General features: G+C 69.2%; 19 protein-coding genes. 8 read left to right on the plus strand and 11 right to left on the minus strand.

Features of this window, described 5'->3' with window-relative positions; translation table 11 throughout:
- Nucleotides 1–59: 59 nt before the first annotated feature.
- Complete coding sequence (locus tag Q9K23_RS01250; protein WP_053776509.1) at nt 60–947, minus strand: glycosyltransferase; 888 nt, start codon at nt 945–947, stop codon at nt 60–62.
- Nucleotides 938–1,960, minus strand: coding sequence for a glycosyltransferase family 2 protein (locus tag Q9K23_RS01255; protein ID WP_261977722.1), 1,023 nt, complete (start codon nt 1,958–1,960; stop codon nt 938–940). Before Q9K23_RS01255 ends, Q9K23_RS01250 begins: the two co-directional genes overlap by 10 nt.
- Before the next feature lie 110 nt (nt 1,961–2,070).
- Here Q9K23_RS01255 and Q9K23_RS01260 point away from each other — a divergent pair, with 110 nt between their 5' ends.
- Together Q9K23_RS01260 and Q9K23_RS01265 are read left to right on the plus strand one after the other, a co-directional pair.
- Complete coding sequence (locus Q9K23_RS01260; RefSeq protein ID WP_053776507.1) at nt 2,071–2,859, plus strand: SDR family oxidoreductase; 789 nt, start codon at nt 2,071–2,073, stop codon at nt 2,857–2,859.
- A gap of 2 nt (nt 2,860–2,861) precedes the next feature.
- Nucleotides 2,862–4,061, plus strand: coding sequence for a lycopene cyclase family protein (locus Q9K23_RS01265; RefSeq protein WP_305950353.1), 1,200 nt, complete (start codon nt 2,862–2,864; stop codon nt 4,059–4,061).
- On the opposite strand, the gene Q9K23_RS01270 is transcribed toward Q9K23_RS01265, so the two are convergent.
- From Q9K23_RS01270 to Q9K23_RS01305, 8 genes are read right to left on the minus strand one after another with little or no spacing between them, the layout of a single operon-like run.
- Entirely contained in the window at nt 4,000–4,359 is a 360-nt protein-coding gene (locus tag Q9K23_RS01270; protein WP_020790819.1) for a DUF1992 domain-containing protein, read from the minus strand. The genes Q9K23_RS01265 and Q9K23_RS01270 overlap by 62 nt on opposite strands.
- A gap of 31 nt (nt 4,360–4,390) precedes the next feature.
- Nucleotides 4,391–4,855 carry a metal-sulfur cluster assembly factor gene (locus Q9K23_RS01275; protein ID WP_020790817.1) on the minus strand — a complete coding sequence of 155 codons (465 nt, stop codon included), beginning with the start codon at nt 4,853–4,855 and terminating at the stop codon, nt 4,391–4,393.
- Nucleotides 4,852–5,322, minus strand: a complete 471-nt coding sequence (gene sufU / locus Q9K23_RS01280; protein WP_020790816.1) for a Fe-S cluster assembly sulfur transfer protein SufU — start codon at nt 5,320–5,322, stop codon at nt 4,852–4,854. The genes Q9K23_RS01275 and sufU overlap by 4 nt, the downstream gene beginning before the upstream one ends.
- The gene (locus Q9K23_RS01285; RefSeq protein ID WP_020790814.1) at nt 5,322–6,617 is read right to left on the minus strand and encodes a SufS family cysteine desulfurase; all 1,296 of its coding nucleotides are present in this window, start codon (nt 6,615–6,617) and stop codon (nt 5,322–5,324) included. Before Q9K23_RS01285 ends, sufU begins: the two co-directional genes overlap by 1 nt.
- A gap of 46 nt (nt 6,618–6,663) precedes the next feature.
- Nucleotides 6,664–7,437: a Fe-S cluster assembly ATPase SufC gene (gene sufC, locus Q9K23_RS01290; RefSeq protein ID WP_020790818.1), complete on the minus strand. Its 774-nt coding sequence runs from the start codon at nt 7,435–7,437 to the stop codon at nt 6,664–6,666.
- Nucleotides 7,438–7,486: 49 nt separating this feature from the next.
- Nucleotides 7,487–8,695, minus strand: coding sequence for a Fe-S cluster assembly protein SufD (gene sufD, locus Q9K23_RS01295; RefSeq protein ID WP_053776505.1), 1,209 nt, complete (start codon nt 8,693–8,695; stop codon nt 7,487–7,489).
- Nucleotides 8,695–10,146, minus strand: coding sequence for a Fe-S cluster assembly protein SufB (sufB, locus tag Q9K23_RS01300; RefSeq protein WP_020792492.1), 1,452 nt, complete (start codon nt 10,144–10,146; stop codon nt 8,695–8,697). Before sufB ends, sufD begins: the two co-directional genes overlap by 1 nt.
- Nucleotides 10,143–10,967, minus strand: a complete 825-nt coding sequence (locus tag Q9K23_RS01305; protein ID WP_053776504.1) for a metalloregulator ArsR/SmtB family transcription factor — start codon at nt 10,965–10,967, stop codon at nt 10,143–10,145. Before Q9K23_RS01305 ends, sufB begins: the two co-directional genes overlap by 4 nt.
- Before the next feature lie 169 nt (nt 10,968–11,136).
- Between Q9K23_RS01305 and mptB the strand changes: the two genes are divergently transcribed.
- The 4 genes from mptB to Q9K23_RS01325 all read left to right on the plus strand — a co-directional run bounded on the left by mptB (nt 11,137) and on the right by Q9K23_RS01325 (nt 15,857).
- Nucleotides 11,137–12,936: a polyprenol phosphomannose-dependent alpha 1,6 mannosyltransferase MptB gene (gene mptB, locus Q9K23_RS01310; RefSeq protein ID WP_053776553.1), complete on the plus strand. Its 1,800-nt coding sequence runs from the start codon at nt 11,137–11,139 to the stop codon at nt 12,934–12,936.
- A gap of 106 nt (nt 12,937–13,042) precedes the next feature.
- Nucleotides 13,043–14,038, plus strand: a complete 996-nt coding sequence (locus tag Q9K23_RS01315) for an ABC transporter ATP-binding protein (RefSeq protein ID WP_053776503.1) — start codon at nt 13,043–13,045, stop codon at nt 14,036–14,038.
- Nucleotides 14,035–14,856 (plus strand): ABC transporter permease, encoded by an 822-nt coding sequence (locus Q9K23_RS01320; RefSeq protein ID WP_053776502.1) that lies wholly within the window; start codon nt 14,035–14,037, stop codon nt 14,854–14,856. Before Q9K23_RS01315 ends, Q9K23_RS01320 begins: the two co-directional genes overlap by 4 nt.
- A complete protein-coding gene (locus Q9K23_RS01325; RefSeq protein WP_053776501.1) occupies nt 14,853–15,857 on the plus strand; it encodes a COX15/CtaA family protein in 1,005 nt (334 codons plus the stop codon). Before Q9K23_RS01320 ends, Q9K23_RS01325 begins: the two co-directional genes overlap by 4 nt.
- Nucleotides 15,858–16,020: 163 nt before the next feature.
- Here the strand turns inward: Q9K23_RS01325 and Q9K23_RS01330 are convergent, their stop codons facing one another.
- Entirely contained in the window at nt 16,021–16,398 is a 378-nt protein-coding gene (locus Q9K23_RS01330) for a hypothetical protein (protein ID WP_020793482.1), read from the minus strand.
- Between the two features lie 154 nt (nt 16,399–16,552).
- Between Q9K23_RS01330 and Q9K23_RS01335 the strand changes: the two genes are divergently transcribed.
- Nucleotides 16,553–17,059, plus strand: a complete 507-nt coding sequence (locus Q9K23_RS01335) for a phosphoribosyltransferase (RefSeq protein WP_020793481.1) — start codon at nt 16,553–16,555, stop codon at nt 17,057–17,059.
- Between the two features lie 132 nt (nt 17,060–17,191).
- Nucleotides 17,192–18,157: a quinone oxidoreductase gene (locus Q9K23_RS01340; RefSeq protein ID WP_053776500.1), complete on the plus strand. Its 966-nt coding sequence runs from the start codon at nt 17,192–17,194 to the stop codon at nt 18,155–18,157.
- Nucleotides 18,158–18,201 lie beyond the last annotated feature (44 nt).

Here is an 18,201-nt window from a genome sequence, read left to right on the forward strand (position 1 = left end):
ACGACGCCAGAGGTGGTCACGTCAACCAGTTCGGCCGGCAGAGGTTTCGACACGCCTCGTCATTCGCCTCGGCGCGCGGCGAGGGTCGCCTCCAGGACCCGGCGGGCACCGAACCGTGCGGTCTCGACGCCCGGGTCGCGGAGCAGTGCCCGGGCGGCGGCGAGCGTCGAGACACCGGCGGTGGGGAGGACACCGCCCCGATCGGGCCACAGCAGATCCGACAGCACCGCATCGGGCAGCGGGCGCGCCCCCACCCGAACCGCGTGCGCGGCCGCGATCCGCAGGTGCGCGGCGCGCTGTGCGTCGGCGTGGCGGTCACTGACCTGACCGGGGTGAATCCGGTACAGATAGCCGACCATCGGGATGTTGCCGATCTCCCCGTACTCCGAGAGCCGGGCATAGAACTCGTAGTCCTCGGCGTGGGTGAACTCGGGGTCGAAGCGGATTCCGGTGCGCCGGAGGACCTCGGTGCGCATCATCGCCGACGCCCCGCACAGGCAGCCGGCGAGCAGTAGCCGATGCCGGCAGGCGGCGTCGGACCTCGGCATCCGGACGCGGCCGGACATCGCGCCGAACAGTTCGTAGTCGGTGCCACACACGACCGCATCGGGATTCTGTGCGAACCAGTCCAGTTGGGCCTGCAGCCGACCGGGTGCACACAGGTCGTCGGCGTCCATCCGGGCCAGGAACACCCCGCGGACCTCGTCGAGTCCCCGGTTGAGCGCCGACACCAGTCCCCCGTTGGGCTGCGACACCACACGCACCCGAGGGTCGTCGATCTCGGCGAGGGCGTCCACGGACCCGTCGGTCGAGCCGTCGTCGACGATCAGCACCTCGAGATCGTCGACGCCCTGCGAGAGCACCGAGCGCACCGCGGCCACGATGTAGGGGGCGGCGTTGTAGACCGGGATCAGCACGGTCAGCAACGGTGAATCGGTCAACGCCATTGCAGCACCGTCGAATACAGCTTGGGGGTGAACTTCACCATCACCGCGAACACCATCTGCCGGTAACGCCGCCCCGCCCACAGCGCGGTCAGATCCCGCAGCGCGATGTCACCGCGCACCCGGTCCACGGCACGACGCGACAACGGTGTCTGCCCACCCGCGTGTGCGGCCCGCATGGCGACATGGGCCACCGAGGTGAGCACCTCGCGGTACCGGAAGCCGACGTACTCGCGGTTCCAGCGGCGGTCCCCCAGCCTCGACCGCAGGAGGTCGTGTACCTGGTCCTCGACGGTGAACAGATCGAAGGTGGACTCGCTCAGCGCGGTCGACAGCGACCCCTCGCGGTACAGGTACCGGTAGAGCGGGTCGGCGACGGTGGCCACCCGTGGGACCGAAAGGGCCAGTGCCAGCGTGCTCGCGAAGTCCTCATAGGCCTGGTCCTGCGCCCACGGACGCTCGCCGAGGATCTCGCGGCGGAACAGTTTGGTGCAGGCATACGCCTTGGCGCGGCCGCACAGGATCTCGCGGGCGTAGCGTTCCCCGCTCAGCACGGCATGCCGCGGCTCGGCCTCGTCGATACCCAGCGTGTACCCGTCGATGTCGACCCGCCGGGTGCGTGCCACCGCGATCTGGGCGTCGGCCTCGACGAGTACCGACACCAACCGGTCGACGAAGTCCGGCTCCGCCTCGTCGTCGCTGTCGAGGAACCACACCAGGTCGGTGGTCAGCGCCGCCAGTCCGGTGTTCCTCGCCCGCCCGAGCCCCCCATTGCTCGGCTGGGTGATCAAGATGTGCTCGCGGCCGTACTCGGCCAGCACCCGCTGCGCGATCTCGATCGAGTCGTCGTCGCCACGATCGTCGACGAGGACGATCTGATCGACCGGACAAGTCTGCGTCAGAACAGATTCCACAGATCCCCGAATGTACGGAGCGCTGTGGTACACCGGGATCACCACCCCCACTGTCGGCCGCACTCGGCCACTCCTCCCCGGTTCCGCCACCGCGAAATCCATTACCACGAACGCACCGGCCAAGACTCGGCCATAAGGTTAGGCTAAGTATATTGACAGGTTCAGCGCATGGATCCGCGACCCACCCCGAGGCGGCCGGATAGGGTGACGACGTGACCGAGACCACCGGACTCCCGACCCCTGACCTGACCGGCCGATCGGCTGTCGTCACCGGCGCCAGCCGGGGCATCGGCCTGGCCATCGCCACCGAACTCGCCCGCCGCGGCGCCGCCGTGGTGATCACCGGACGTAAACCCGAACCGCTGGAGGCCGCCGTACAGGAGATCCGCGACGCCGTACCCGGAGCCCGGGCGCTCGCCGTCGCGGGCAACACCGGCGACGCCGAGCACCGGGCGGAGGCGGTGGCCGCGGCCGTATCCCACGGCGGCATCGACATCCTGATCAACAACACCGGGATCGCCCCGACCGCCGGCCCCCTGATCGACGCCGACCTCGGTGCGGTCCGCAAGACCTTCGACACCAACGTCGTCGCAGCCCTCGGCTATATCCAGGAAGCCTACCGGGCCGGTATGGCCGAGACCGGCGGTGCGGTGGTCAACGTCGCATCGGTGGCCGGGCTGCGCTCGACCGGCTCGATCGCCGCCTACGGCGCATCCAAGGCGGCGCTGATCCGACTCACCGAAGAACTCTCCTGGGAACTGGGACCGCGGCGCATCCGAGTCAACGCGATCGCACCCGCCATCGTGCGGACGAAGTTCGCCGATGTGCTGATCAGCGGCGACAAAGAGGCCGAGGCCATCGCCCGCTATCCGCTCGGCCGGCTCGGCGTCCCCGCGGACATCGCCGCCGCCGCAGCCTTCCTCGTCAGCGAGCAGGCATCGTGGATCACCGGGGAGACCCTGCGCGTGGACGGCGGCCTGCTCGCCACCGGCGCACTCTGACGGTGCCCGGCCACCCACGGTTCACCGACGATCCGACGGTCGTCGTGGTGGGTGCCGGACCCGCCGGTCGCAGCCTGACGCACCGGCTGATCCGCCACGGCGTCGCGACCACCCTCGTCGACCCGCATCCCACGCGGTCGTGGACACCGACCTACGCCGCGTGGACCGACGAACTGCCCGGCTGGGTGCACCCCGAGGCGATCGCCGCGACCACCGCGTCGATCGCCGCCCACGCGCACCGCCCGATCCGGATCGATCGCTCCTACACCGTGTTCCACACCGACGGCCTGCAACGATCCCTGGCCGTCGACGACGCGACCGTGATCACCGCCCGGGCACGGGAGGTCGCCGAACACCATGTGGTGCTCGACGACGGACGAGTCCTGGGTGCGACACATGTGATCGACTGCCGCGGGCCGACCGGGCACCCTCGCCCACGCCAGACGGCCTTCGGCATCGTGGTGCCCACGGCGGCGGCACGAACGGCGATCGGAGACGCCGAGGCGGTGCTGATGGATTGGCGCGCACCGCAATCGGAGAATTCATGGGATGCCGGCGGTCCGGCACCGTCGTTCCTCTACGCGGTCCCGGTGGCCGATGATCTGACACTGCTCGAGGAGACATGTCTGGTCGGCGATCCGGCCGTGACGATCGCCGAACTGGCCCAACGGCTCTCGCGTCGTCTGGCGGGCACCGGCATCGATTCGCGACACGCCGGGCACACCGAACGGGTGTCGTTCCCCATGCTCGGGGCGGCCCTGCGTCCGTGGCGATGCCGGCCGCTGCGGCACGGCGCCGCCGGTGGACTGCTGAACCCGACCACCGGATACGGGGTGGCCGCGATGCTCACCGCCGCCGACGACGTCGCCGCTGCGATCGTCGCCGGTTCCGATGCGGTGTCGGTGATGTGGCCGGCGCGGGCGCGGGCGGTGTGGCGGCTGCGGGTCGCCGGACTCGGGGTGCTGCTCGACCTCGATCCGGCCCAGACCGTCGACTTCTTCGACGCATTCCTGTCACTACCACCGGCCGCGCAGCGCGCCTACCTCAGCGACCGTGCCGACCTGGCCGGCACCCTCACCACGATGGCGCGGGTGTTCGGCGCCCTCGACGCCAGCGGTCGCTGGACGGTGTTGCGTTCGGTCAGCCGCGCAGATCACGCCATCGGGCGAGCATCTCGCCGACGTCGATCGTCCGCGCGATGACATGCGATTGCGGCCCCATCGACGGCCGCAGCCGGTCCTGACGGACCCGGCGGTTGAAGTCCTCGAGGATCGTGCGCACCGCCTGCTCGTCGGCGATACCCCGCAACGACTCCGGGAACGCGTCACGCTCCTTGCGCAGTTGCAGGGTGGGCGGCAGCAGGGCCGACGAGTCGAGTTCTTCCTCGCGGATCTTCTGCTTGGCCCACCAGTCCGGGTCGTCGAGACCGGCCAGGTTCAACGGTTTCCCGAGTCCCGGCAGATCGTCGAAGTCGCCGCGTTCGGTGGCCTCCCGGATCATCCGTTCGACCCGGGACTCGCCGACCGGGGGTTCAGACGGTGAACCCGAGGGCACGCAACTGCTCGCGGCCGTCGTCGGTGATCTTGTCCGGACCCCACGGCGGCAGCCACACCCAGTTGATCTCCATGTCCGTGCACAGTCCGCTGCTGACCAGGGCGCCGCGCGACTGGTCCTCGATCACATCGGTCAGCGGGCAGGCCGCCGAGGTGAGCGTCATGTCGATCTTGGCGACGGCGTCGTCGGTGATCTCGATGCCGTACACCAGACCCAGGTCCACCACGTTGATGCCGAGTTCGGGGTCGACGACGTCGCGCATCGCCTCCTCCACGTCCTCGAGCAGCGGCAACGAGGTGCTGACCGGCGCCGGGGTGGCGGCAGGGGTGGTCGCCGGATCCGTGGTTGCCTGATCCGTGGTTGCTGTGTCTGTTGTCGGTGTGTCGGTGGCGACCCCGGCCTCGGTGGTCGGGGTCTCAGAGGTGGTGGTGTTCTCGCTCATGCCGTCTCCGCTCGTTCCGCTCCGGCCGCATCGACCGTCTGTGCCAACGCGTCCTTGAACGCCATCCATCCCAGCAGGGCGCATTTGACCCGTGCCGGATACTTGCTGACCCCGGCGAAGGCGATGCCGTCACCGATGATCTCCTCGTCGCCCTCGTCCTTGCCGCGCGAGGTCATCATCGCGGTGAACGAGTCGAGGGTGGCCATCGCCGTCTCGAGGGGCTCACCGACCACCTGGTCGTAGAGCACCGAGGTGGAGGCCTGTGAGATGGAGCAGCCCTGGCCGTCGTAGGAGATGTCGGTGACCGTGCGTCCGTCGTCGGACAGCGCCACCCGCAGGGTGACCTCGTCACCGCACGTCGGGTTGACGTGATGGACCTCGGCACCGAACGGCGCACGCAGTCCACGACCGTGCGGATGCTTGTAGTGATCCAGGATGACGTCCTGGTACATCTGTTCCATCCGCATCAGCGCGACACCCCGAAGAACTCCTGGGCCCGCACGATCGCGGCGGCCAGCGCATCCACCTCGGCGACGGTGTTGTACGCCGCGAAGGAGGCCCTCGCGGTCGCGGCGACACCGAACCGGCGATGCAGCGGCCACGCGCAGTGATGCCCGACGCGGATGGCGACGCCCTCGTCGTCGAGGATCTGCCCGAGATCGTGGGCGTGGATCCCGTCGACCACGAACGACACGGCACCGCCACGGTTCTCGGTGGTCGTCGGGCCGATGATCCGCAGTCCACCGATCCCCCCGAGGGTGTCGAGAGCGTGGGTGACCAGGGTGTGCTCGTGCTCGGCGACCGCATTCATCCCGAGCACCGACAGATAGTCGACGGCGGCACCGAGCCCGACGACCTGCGAGGTCATCGGCACGCCCGCCTCGAACCGCTGCGGCGGCGGGGCGTAGGTGGAGACCTCCATCGAGACCGTCTCGATCATCGATCCGCCGGTCAGGAACGGCGGCAGTGCCTCGAGCAGCTCACTCTTCCCGTACAGCACGCCGACCCCGGACGGACCGAACATCTTGTGTCCGGAGAACGCCGCGAAGTCGACGTCGAGTGCGGTGAAGTCGACCGCCATGTGCGGCACCGACTGGCAGGCGTCGAGCACCACCAGCGCGCCGACCGCACGTGCTCGCCGCACCAGCTCCGCAACATCGGCGACGGCACCGGTCACATTGGACTGGTGGGTGAACGCGACCACCTTGACGGTGTCGTCGAGTTCCAGCGAGTCCAGGTCGATCCGGCCGTCGTCGGTGACCCCGTACCACCGCAGAGTGGCACCCGTCCGGCGGCAGAGTTCCTGCCACGGAACGAGATTCGCATGATGCTCGAGTTCGGTGATGACCACGGTGTCGCCGGCACCGAGCGGCTTGCCGCCCAGCACCGACCCCGACCGGTCGTCGCCGAGGGTGTAGGTGACCAGGTTCAGCGATTCGGTGGCGTTCTTGGTGAACACCAGCTGATCGGCGGTGGCACCGACGAAGCGGGCGATCTTCTCGCGCGCCTGCTCATAGGCGTCGGTGGCCTCCTCGGCCAGCTGATGCGCACCACGGTGCACCGCCGCATTGCGGGTGACCAGGAAATCCCGTTCGGCGTCGAGTACCTGCAACGGACGCTGCGAGGTGGCCCCGGAGTCGAGGTACACCAGCGGTTTGTCGTCGCGGACGGTGCGCGCGAGGATCGGGAAATCCGCGCGCACCGCGTCGACGTCGAACGTGGTGGCCGGGTGCGTACCAACCGTGTCGGCCGAAAGGGTCACGGTTCCTCCTGCTTGAGAGTGGGCTGGGTGCTGCAGGGCGGTGAGGTCAGCCGGCAGCGGCAGCCGAGGTGAACCGCACGTAGCCGTTCTCCTCCAGCTCGTCGGCCAGCTCGGGGCCGGCCGACTCCACGACGCGGCCGTTGACGAAGACGTGCACGTAGTCGGGCTTGATGTAGCGCAGGATGCGGGTGTAGTGCGTGATCAGCAGGAGGCCGCCGTTCTCGCGCTCCTTGTACCGGTTGACGCCCTCGCTGACCACGCGCAGCGCGTCGACGTCGAGGCCGGAGTCGGTCTCGTCGAGGATCGCGATCTTCGGCTTGAGCAGGTCCAGCTGCAGGATCTCGTGGCGCTTCTTCTCTCCACCGGAGAATCCCTCGTTGACGCTGCGCTCGGCGAACGACGGGTCGATCTCCAGCGCGGTCATCGCCTCCTTGGTCTCCTTGACCCAGTGGCGCAGCTTGGGCGCCTCGCCGCGCACGGCGGTGGCGGCGGTCCGCAGGAAGTTCGACATCGAGACGCCGGGGACCTCCACCGGGTACTGCATCGCGAGGAACAGTCCGGCGCGGGCACGCTCGTCGACGCTCATCTCCAGCACGTCCTCACCGTCGAGGGTGATCGACCCGGAGGTGACCTCGTACTTGGGATGACCGGCGATCGCATACGACAGGGTGGACTTGCCGGAGCCGTTGGGGCCCATGATCGCGTGGGTCTCGCCGGACTTCACGGTCAGGTCGACACCCTTGAGGATGTTGATGGGTTCGGCGTCGGCGTCGGTCTGGGCGACGTTGACGTGGAGGTCACGGATCTCGAGTGTGCTCACGGATGTTTCCTTGCTGATCTCTGGGCTGTGTGTGGTGGTGTGGGTGGCGTCAGGCGCCGGCGTTCTCGAGCTCTGCCTCGACGGCGGCCTCGAGACGCTCACGCAGGGCCGGCACCGCGATCTTGGCGATGATCTCGCCGAAGAAGCCGCGGATCACCAGGCGGCGGGCCTGCTCCTCGGGGATACCGCGGGCCTGCAGGTAGAACAACTGCTCGTCGTCGAACCGGCCGGTGGCACTGGCATGTCCGGCACCGACGATCTCACCGGTCTCGATCTCCAGGTTGGGCACCGAGTCGGCGCGGGCGCCGTCGGTGAGCACCAGGTTGCGGTTGAGTTCGAAGGTGTCGGTGCCCTCGGCCTCGGGCCGGATCAGGACGTCACCGATCCACACCGTGTGGGCCTCGCGCGACCGGTCGGTGCCGTCGCCCTGCAGCGCTCCCTTGTAGATCACGTTGGAGCGGCAGTGCGGCTGGCTGTGGTCGACGAGCAGACGCTGCTCGAGATGCTGTCCGGCGTCGGCGAAGTACAGGCCCCACATCTCCACGTCGCCGCCGGGGGCGTCGTAGTGGATGATCGGCGAGAGCCGGACCAGGTTGCCACCGAGGCTGATCGCGAAGTGGCGGACCACCGCGTCACGACCGACCTTGATGTGGTGGGCGGCCACATGCACCGCATCGTCTTCCCAGTCGTGCACGTTGACCACGGTCAGCGACGCCTGGTCGGCGACGACGAACTCGATGTTCTCCGCGTAGGTGCCGCTGCCCTTCTGGTCGATCACGACGACGGCGCGGGCGAACGGTTCGAGGCGGATCTGCAGGTGCCCGTAGGACACCTCGTCGACCCCGGCCCCGGTGATCGTGACGGTCACCGGCTCGCTGAGTTCGGTCTCCTTGGCGACGGTCACGATGGTGGCCTCGTCGAACGACGAGTACGCCTGGGCGGCGACGCGGTCGAACGGGACGCCGGCCTGGCCCAGGCGCGCGTCGGTGCGCTCGACGGTCTCCACGGTCACGCCGTCGGAGACGCCCTCGACGGTGACGCCGGCCTGTGCGGTGGCCTTGGCGGTGCCGTCGTGCAGGCCGCGCAACCGGCGGAACGGGGTGAACCGCCACGCCTCCTCACGCGGGCTGGGGATCTCGAAGGCGTCGACGTCGAACGAGGTGAACAGCTCACCCTTGTTCAGTGCGACGGCCGCGTTGTCGGTGACAGGTGCCCCACCGGAGACGGTCTCGGCCTGGGTGTTCACGGGGTCCGCCATCAGCCGACCGCTCCTTCCATCTGCAGTTCGATCAGCCGGTTGAGTTCGAGTGCGTACTCCATCGGCAGTTCCTTGGCGATCGGCTCCACGAAGCCGCGCACGACCATCGCCATCGCCTCGTCCTCGGTGAGGCCGCGGCTCATCAGGTAGAACAACTGGTCATCACTGACCTTCGAGACGGTCGCCTCGTGACCCATCGTGACGTCGTCCTCACGGATGTCGACATACGGGTAGGTGTCGCTGCGCGAGATGGTGTCGACCAGCAGCGCATCACACTTCACCGTCGAGCGGCTGCCGTGCGCACCGTGGTTGATCTTGATCAGACCGCGGTACGAGGCGCGGCCGCCGCCCCGGGCCACCGACTTGGAGACGATGTTGCTCGAGGTGTTCGGCGCGAGGTGAACCATCTTGGAACCGGTGTCCTGGTGCTGTCCCTCGCCGGCGAACGCCACCGAGAGCACCTCGCCCTTGGCGTGCTCACCGGTCAGCCACACGGCCGGGTACTTCATCGTGACCTTGGAACCGATGTTGCCGTCGATCCACTCCATGGTGGCGCCGGCCTCGGCCTTGGCACGCTTGGTGACCAGGTTGTAGACGTTGTTCGACCAGTTCTGGATGGTGGTGTACCGGCAGCGGCCACCCTTCTTCACGATGATCTCGACGACCGCCGAGTGCAGCGAGTCGGTCTTGTAGATCGGCGCGGTACAGCCCTCGACGTAGTGCACGTAGGCACCCTCGTCGACGATGATCAGGGTGCGCTCGAACTGGCCCATGTTCTCGGTGTTGATCCGGAAGTAGGCCTGCAGCGGGATGTCGACGTGCACACCCGGCGGGACGTAGATGAACGATCCGCCCGACCAGACGGCGGTGTTCAGCGCGGAGAACTTGTTGTCGCCGGCCGGGATGACCGAACCGAAGTACTCGCGGAACAGCTCCGGGTGCTCGCGCAGACCGCTGTCGGTGTCGAGGAAGATGACGCCCTTGGCCTCGAGGTCCTCACGGATCTGGTGGTAGACCACCTCGGACTCGTACTGCGCGGCGACACCGGCGACCAGACGCTGCTTCTCCGCTTCCGGGATACCCAGCCGGTCGTAGGTGTTCTTGATGTCCTCGGGCAGTTCCTCCCAGGACGTGGCCTGCTTCTCGGTGGACCGCACGAAGTACTTGATGTTGTCGAAGTCGATGCCGTCGAGCTCGGCGCCCCAGTGCGGCATGGGCTTGCGATCGAAGATCTTCAGCGCCTTGAGCCGCTGCTCGAGCATCCACTCCGGCTCGTTCTTCTTGCCGGAGATGTCCGTGACCACGGCGTCCGACAGTCCGCGCTGCGCGCTGGCACCCGCGGCGTCGGAGTCGGCCCAGCCGTAGCCGTAGTGGCCGAGGGAGGCAATGGTCTCCTCCTGCGACAGCGGTGCCGCCTTGCCGGGTGTCACGGTGGGATCGGTGACTGTCATCGCGAGGCCTTTCGACTCGTGGCGGTCCGGGCGGATGCGGGCTGTGCATCGCTCGGTTCTTCTGGGGTGTTCGTGGGGTTGGTGCGGGTGGTGGACGTGGCACCGTCGGGCGGTGGATCCGGAGCCGACAGCGGTACCGGATGCGGCAGCGGTACGTGGGTGGTACAGGCGCAGTCGCCGTTGGCGATGGTCGCCAGGCGCTGGACGTGCGTGCCGAGCAGTTCGGTGAACACCGCGGTCTCGGCCTCGCAGAGTTCGGGGAACTCCGCGGCCACGTGCGCGACCGGGCAGTGGTGCTGGCAGATCTGGATACCCGATCCGACGACCCGCGTGTTGGCCGAGTACCCGGCACCGGTCAGCGCGTCGGCGATGCCCTGCACCGTGGTCGGTACCGCGTCGGGACCGTCGGCCGGGGTGACCTCGGCGACGATCCCCTCGATCCGTTCGCGGGCGAACGACTCGACGGCATCCGATCCGGCGACATCACGGAGTTTGCGCATCGCGGCACCGGCGAGGTCGTCGTAGGCGTGGCGCAACTTGCCCCGCCCGGACGGCGTCAGCTGGAACCACTTGGCCGGACGTCCCCGGCCACCGCGCTGTCCGAAACTGCCCTGGGCGGTCTGTACGTCGCCGGCCGCGGTCAGCGCGTCGAGGTGCCGGCGCACCCCCGCGGCAGAGATCCCGAGACGCTCGCCGATCTCGCCCGCGGTGAGCGGTCCGTCCTCGACGAGGAGGGCCACGACCGCGGCGCGGGTCTGCCCATCGGGGTGGTTGACACCATGATGGGCAGCGTCGACTGTGGGCTCGACATCGCTCGGCATGGTTTTCACAACGCAAGTGTGACGTAATTGATTCCCCGGTTCCAGGAAGGGTGCCCTTAGCCCACCTGCCGGATCGGCGCGGACCCTCGGCGGGAGCGTGCTCGAACCGACCATCGATCCACGTCATCGGGCCACCCACTACAGTCGTCGTGTGCCAGAAACCACAGTGATGCGTCGTGCCCCGAGGCTGCGCCGCGTGCTCGACCACGTGGGACTGACGAAGCCGGCCAAGTCCGATGCCCCGGGCGTCGACCGACGCGGCGACTACGGCGTCAGCGTCGCCAAACTGCACGATCGAGAACGCGACGCCGGGCCGCTGACCGCCGACGAGAACCGCCGGCTGCTGCGGATCAAACTGTTCGGCGCCACCGGATCGGTGCTGCTGCTGATCGGGTCGCTGGCCACCGGACAGATCCCGGTCCTGCAGAACCCGGTCGCCGGGATGCGGGTGCTCTCCCTGCCGTCCCGGATGTGGAGCACCGCCCTCACGCTGTCCATCGGCGGCACGATCATGCTCGTGGTCGCGTGGCTGCTGCTCGGGCGGTTCGCGGTCGGCCGCTTCGGTGTCGAGGTGCTGCACGGCCGGAGCCCGGAACGCCGCATGACGCGTGCGCAGGCCGATCGCACGCTGCTGGTGTGGATCGCGCCGATCATCGTCGCCCCACCCCTGCTCAGCAAGGACGTCTACTCCTATCTCGCGCAGAGCGCCATCGCCTACCACGGCATGGATCCGTACAAGGTGAGTCCGCTGCGGGGGCTCGGCGTGGAGAACGTCCTGACCCGGTCGGTGCCGAATCTGTGGCGCGACACCCCCGCGCCCTACGGTCCGTTCTTCCTCTGGATCGGCAAGGGCATCACCGCGGTCACCGGCGACAGCATCACCGCGGCGATCTTCCTGCACCGCGTCGTGGCCCTGATCGGTCTGGCACTGATCGTGTGGGCACTACCCCGCCTGGCCCGCAGGTGCGGTGTCTCGCCCGTCGCCGCACTCTGGCTGGGTGCGATGAATCCGCTGGTGATCTTGCATCTCGTCGGCGGGATCCACAACGAGTCCCTGATGCTCGGCATGATGCTCGTCGGCCTGGAGCTGGCGTTCCGGGCGGTGTACGGCACCGAATCGCTACGCCTCGAGGGCCGGCCGCTGCCGTCGCGGGCGGGTTGGCTGCTGCTCGCGGGCACCGCCGTCGTCGCACTCAGTGCACTGGTCAAGGTCACCTCGATCCTCGCGCTCGGCTTCCTCGGCATCGCCCTGGCCAGACGCTGGGGCGCCACCCTGCCCTCGCTGCGCGGGGCACCGGTGCGGCAGTGGTGGTCGCGCTCGCGGACCACGGTGTACACCCTGACCGCGTCGGCGGCCCTGATGGCGGTGGTGCTGCTGGTGGTGATGCTGCTCGTGGCCCTCGTCTCCGGTCTGGGCTTCGGCTGGCTGTCGACCACGTCGACCGGTGCGATCGTGCGGTCGTGGATGTCGTTGCCCACCCTGGCCTCGGTGACGACGGGCCGGCTCGGGATCTATCTGGGGCTCGGTGACCAGACCCAGGCCCTGCTCGACGTCGTCCGCCCGCTCGGCGAGCTGGTCGCCGCGATCTTCGTGATCCGGTGGATGCTCGCGGCACTGGCCGGACGCCTGCACCCGCTCGGCGCGCTCGGCGTGTCCATGGCGACCGTGGTGGTCTTCTTCCCGTTCGTCCAGGCCTGGTACCTGCTGTGGGCGGTCATCCCGCTCGCCGCGTGGGCCACCCGGCCGTGGTTCCGCATCTCCACTATCGCCGTCACCGCCATCATCGCCATCGTGGTGATGCCGACCAGCTCCAACACGAGCGGCGTGGTCCTCGCGCAGGGACTGCTCGCCGGTGTGATCATGGTCGCGGTGATGACCGCGCTGTTCTTCGAGGACTGGCCGTGGCGTCGCCTACGACGCCGCAGGTCGGCCGACGCCGACGGCGACCGAACCGTCTCCGGGACCTGAGGGGTGACATCGCCCACCGGCGGGCGGCGTTTTCGCTTGTGCGAGCGCAGGGAATACTCTGACGGGTGTGCGTAGCGCGACCTCCCCGCCGTCCAGCGACGGTCCGATGACCGATCGTCACCCAGACGGCTCCCCGGCCGCACGCACCTCCGCCGGAGTCACCTCCGGTGCGTCGCGGCGGGCCGCAGAGCCTGCGCTACGGGTGGAAGGCCTGCTCAAGAGCTTCGGTGACCGCACCGCGGTCGACGGCCTGGACCTCGAGCTCGCCCCCGGATCACTGCTGGCCCTGCTGGGCCCCAACGGTGCGGGCAAGACCACCACCGTCGAGATCTGTGAGGGATTCCAGTCCGCCGACGCCGGCACCGTCCGCGTCCTCGGACTCGACCCGCGCCGCGAGAACGACGAGCTACGCCGCCGGATCGGTGTGATGCTGCAGGGCGGCGGCGCCTACCCCGGTGCCCGCGCCGAGGAGATGTTGCGGCTGTGCGCCGCCTACTCCGCCGACCCGCTCGACCCGGACTGGCTGCTCGACGCGCTCGGCCTGGTCGACGCCGCGCGCACTCCCTTCCGACGCCTCTCCGGCGGCCAGCAGCAACGCCTGTCGCTGGCGTGTGCGATCGTCGGACGCCCCGAGATGGTGTTCCTCGACGAACCGACCGCCGGCCTCGACGCCCATGCACGCCTGGTGGTGTGGGAGATCATCGACCGCCTGCGCGGCGACGGGGTGTCGGTACTGCTGACCACCCACCTGATGGACGAGGCCGAGGAACTCGCCGACCACGTCGTGATCATCGACCGCGGCCGGGTGGTGGCCGACGGCACACCCGCCGACCTGACCAGCCGTGGCGCGGAGAACGAACTGCGCTTCACCGCCCCCCGCGGCCTCGACCTGTCCCTGCTGCGGCTGGCCCTTCCCGAGGGCTATCTGTGCTCCGAACCCACCCCCGGCAACTATCTGGTGGCGGGGGCGATCGTGCCGCAGATCCCGGCGACCGTCACCGCATGGTGCGCCCGGATCAATGTGCTGGCCACCGACCTGCGGGTCGAGACCCGCAGCCTCGAGGACGTGTTCCTCGACCTGACCGGAAGGGCGTTGCGATGACCGCCGTCACCGACCGCGGCGCACCCGAACCGACCGCCCCCCGGTTCCCGCCCGGCACGTTCACCCCACGCCCGGCCCCGGCCCCGCTGCCGGCCATGCTGGCCGCACAGACCCGCCTCGAACTGCGGTTGCTGCTGCGCAACGGCGAACAGCTGCTGCTCACCATGTTCATCCCGATCACCCTGCTGATCGGTCTGTGTCTGCTCCCGCTGGACACCAGCCTCGGCTCCACCGCCGCCGAGCGTGCCGCGACCTTCGTCCCGGCGATCATGACCGTCGCGGTGATGTCCACCGCGTTCACCGGTCAGGCCATCGCGGTGGGCTTCGACCGCCGCTACGGCGCCCTCAAACGACTCGGTGCCACCCCCATCCCCCGCTGGGGCATCATCGCGGGCAAATCCCTCGCCGTGGTGATCGTGGTGATCCTGCAGTCCCTGATCATCGGCGGGATCGGCGCATGCTTCGGCTGGCGGCCCGGATTGCTCGGACTGGTCCTCGGTGCGGTCGCCATCGCGATCGGCACCGTGACCTTCGCCACGCTCGGACTGCTGCTCGGCGGCACCCTCAAGGCCGAGGTGGTCCTGGCCCTGGCGAATCTGCTCTGGTTCGCCATGGTCGGCGTCGGCAGCATCACGGTCATGCAGGACCGGGTGCCCGCCGCGGTGTGGTGGGTCGCCCGGTGCATCCCGTCGGGGGCGCTGACCGAAACTCTCGAACAGGCGACCCACGGCGGCTTCGACGTCGTCGGCGTGGTCGTGTTGCTGATCTGGGCAGCCATCGGTGGTTCGCTCGCAGTGAGGTGGTTCCGATTCCAATGACGACTTCCGAGAAGACCGGTGCCGAGCACCCGGTGTCCGACTCCCCGCCGCCCGCACCCGGCCGGTTCGACCGGATCCCCGGGTTCGGCCGGCCCACCGCACGGTTCGTGCACCGCTGGACGATCGCCAACCTGGTCGCCAACGTCGGCATCGTCGTCACCGGTGGTGCGGTCCGCCTGACCGGCTCCGGTCTGGGCTGCCCCACCTGGCCGCAGTGCACCGACTCCTCGTTCGTGCCGCATCAGGCACTCGGCTATCACGGCGCGATCGAGTTCGGCAATCGCATGCTCACATGGGTGCTGATCGTCGTCGCGATCGCGACCTGGGCCGCCGTGTGGCGGCGCACCGAGTCGACCCGCCGCGACCGCACCCTGATCACCCTGATCGCGCTCGGCATCCCGTTCCAGGGCGTGATCGGCGGCATCACGGTGCTCACCGACCTCAACCCGTGGGTCGTCTCGCTGCACTTCGTGCTGTCGATGGTGCTGGTCTCCGGGGCCACCGTGCTGGTCTTCCGGACCAGCCCGTATCCGCGTGAACTCGGCCCGACCGGCGCGCTTCCGCGCCTGGGCCGGGCGTTGTCGTGGATCGCCTACCTGCTCACCTGGGTGTCGATCTACCTGGGCACCGTGGTGACCGGTTCCGGGCCGCACGCCGGCGACACCGAGGCGCCGCGCAACGGGCTCACCCCGTCGCAGACCACCCAGCTGCATGCCGACGCGGTGTTCGTGCTGATCGGTGTGGCGATCGCCATCCTGGTGCTCACGCGGGTGTTGCAGATGCCGCAGTCGCGGGCCGCACTGACCTTCTTCGGGCTGCTGGTGCTGCAGGGCATCATCGGCATGGTCCAGTACTTCACCGACCTGCCGATCCTGCTGGTCCTGCTGCACATGCTCGGCAGCGGACTGCTGCTCATCGGCGCGACCTGGCTGGTGTTGTGGTTCGGGCTCAGCGAACGCGCGCCACACGATGCGGGCACCCTGGCCCCCGCCGGAGCCTGAGCTCCAGACCCCACAGCGACGAGAAGGGCGCCCACTCGGATCGAGTAGGCGCCCTTCTCGTTGCTGTGGACTCGTTGATGCGGACCGGGCGCGATCGAGGACCGGCGCGGTTCAGATCCGGGGTCGCTCGGGCCCGGCGGCGCCGGACCATCACGTCGGAACGTCAGAGGATCGCGCGGTTGCGCGGCTTCGGGAAACGCTTCTGGCCGGCAACCCATCCCGCCATCTGCTTGTAGTGGCCCGGCTTGACGTCCACCGACGACACGAGGTCACGGTCCCACTCGCCCACCTCGACCCCGGCGACGGCGTCGACGACGGCCTTGGCGGTCGCCTCGTCGGCCACCACGCGGTCGCCCAGGATTCCGCCCTTCTCACCCACCAGGGTGATCCGGACACCGGCGGCACCGATCGCCTGCAGCACCGCGGTGGCCGATCCGCCCTCGCGGCTCACGAACTTCTCGATCGAGGCGACCACTTCACGCGGCACGGCAACCGGTGCGGGCGCGGCCTCGGTGGTCTGGGTGTCGGGCTGGCTGCTCATGGTCCCAGAGCATACCGGCGGCGATCCTCGACACCGCAGGCAGAGCGCCGATCACCGACGTCATCGGGACCCAGGCCACAGCGACACCGTGCCCGCAGGGACGGATACGTCACTCGATTCGGTGTGTGGGCACCGGACTTGGCACAGTGGTCGCATGGAAGCACCCCCTCTTTCCGAACGCGAGATCCTCACCTGGGAGATGAACGGCCAGGCGTGCCGCGAACTGGCCCAGCAGGTCGCCGACGACGGCTTCGTCCCCGACATCATCCTCGGCATCGCCCGCGGCGGCCTGATCCCGGCCGGCGCCATCGCCTATGCCCTCGATTGCAAGCTGATGATCTCGCTCAACGTCGCCTTCTACACCGGCGTCGGAGAGACCCTCGCCGAGCCGGTGATGCTGCCGTCCCTGCTGGAGAGCAGCGGCCTGCACGACCAGAAGGTACTCGTCGTCGACGACGTCGCCGACTCCGGCAAGACCCTCGCGCTGGTCGACGAGTTCTGCGAGCAGCAGGGCCGCGTCGCCGAGGTCCGCAATGCGGTGATCTACCGCAAGCCGCACACCATCACCGTGCCCGACTACTGCTGGCGCAGCACCGACAAGTGGATCAACTTCCCCTGGTCGGTCGAACCGCCGGTCACACCCGCGATCCCGACCGCCTAGTCCCGGCGGGGTGGGCACCCCGACTCACGAGGTGCCCACCCACCACGCCGTATCCGCCCACCCCCGGTCCCGCCGTGTGATCACCCACCACCGCGGTCCCGCCGGGCAGGGTCGGCCGTGTAGAACAGGGACATGCACGCTGTCCAGGTAACCCGACACGGCGGACCCGACGTCCTCGGCTACGGCACCATCGACGACCCCATCCCCGGTCCCGGTGAACTGCTGGTCCGGACGGGCGCGGTCGGCGTCAACTTCATCGACACCTATCTGCGGCGGGGTCTCTACCCGTCACAGCCCCCGTATGTCCCCGGTACCGAGGGCGCCGGTGAGGTGATCTCGGTGGGCGCCGAGGTCACCGCGTTCGCGCCCGGCGACCGGGTCTGCTGGTGCGACACCAACGGGTCCTATGCCGAACTCGTCGCGGTGTCCGCCGACCGGGCGGTGGCCATCCCCGACGGCGTCCCCGACGAGGTCGCGGGCAGCTCGTTGCTGCGCGGCCTGACCGCCCACTATCTCCTGGACGGCAGTGCCCATCCCGTCGCCGGCGACACCGTCCTGATGCACGCGGGCGCCGGCGGGGTGGGCCTGATCCTGACCCAGCTGGCCAAGCGCAAGGGCATCCGGGTGATCACCACGGTGTCCACCGACGCCAAGGCCGAGTTGTCGGCGGCGGCCGGCGCCGACCACGTGCTGCGCTACGGCGACGACCTGGTGGCCCAGGTACGCGAACTCACCGACGGAAAGGGCGTACGGGTCACCTACGACGGGGTCGGGGCCACCACCTTCGACCAGTCCCTGGCGGCCACCCGCCTGCGCGGAACGGTGGTGCTCTTCGGTGCGGCCAGCGGCCCGGTCCCGCCCTTCGACCTGCAGCGCCTCAACACCGAGGGGTCGTTGTCGGTGACCCGGCCGACCCTCGCGCACTTCATCGCCGACCCCGACGAGCTCGCGTGGCGGGCATCGGAGTACCTCGGCGCGGTGGCCGACGGCCTCGACGTGCGGGTGGGCCAGCGCTACCGCCTCGCCGACGCCGGCCAGGCGCACGCCGATCTGGAATCACGCGCCACCACCGGGTCGACGGTGCTCGTACCCAACTAGAACCCTCACGACGACGAGCGGCCGCCGGCTTCTGCCGGCGGCCG

It is taken from the genome of Gordonia sp. NB41Y (assembly GCF_030718915.1).
Lineage (GTDB): Bacteria > Actinomycetota > Actinomycetes > Mycobacteriales > Mycobacteriaceae > Gordonia > Gordonia desulfuricans.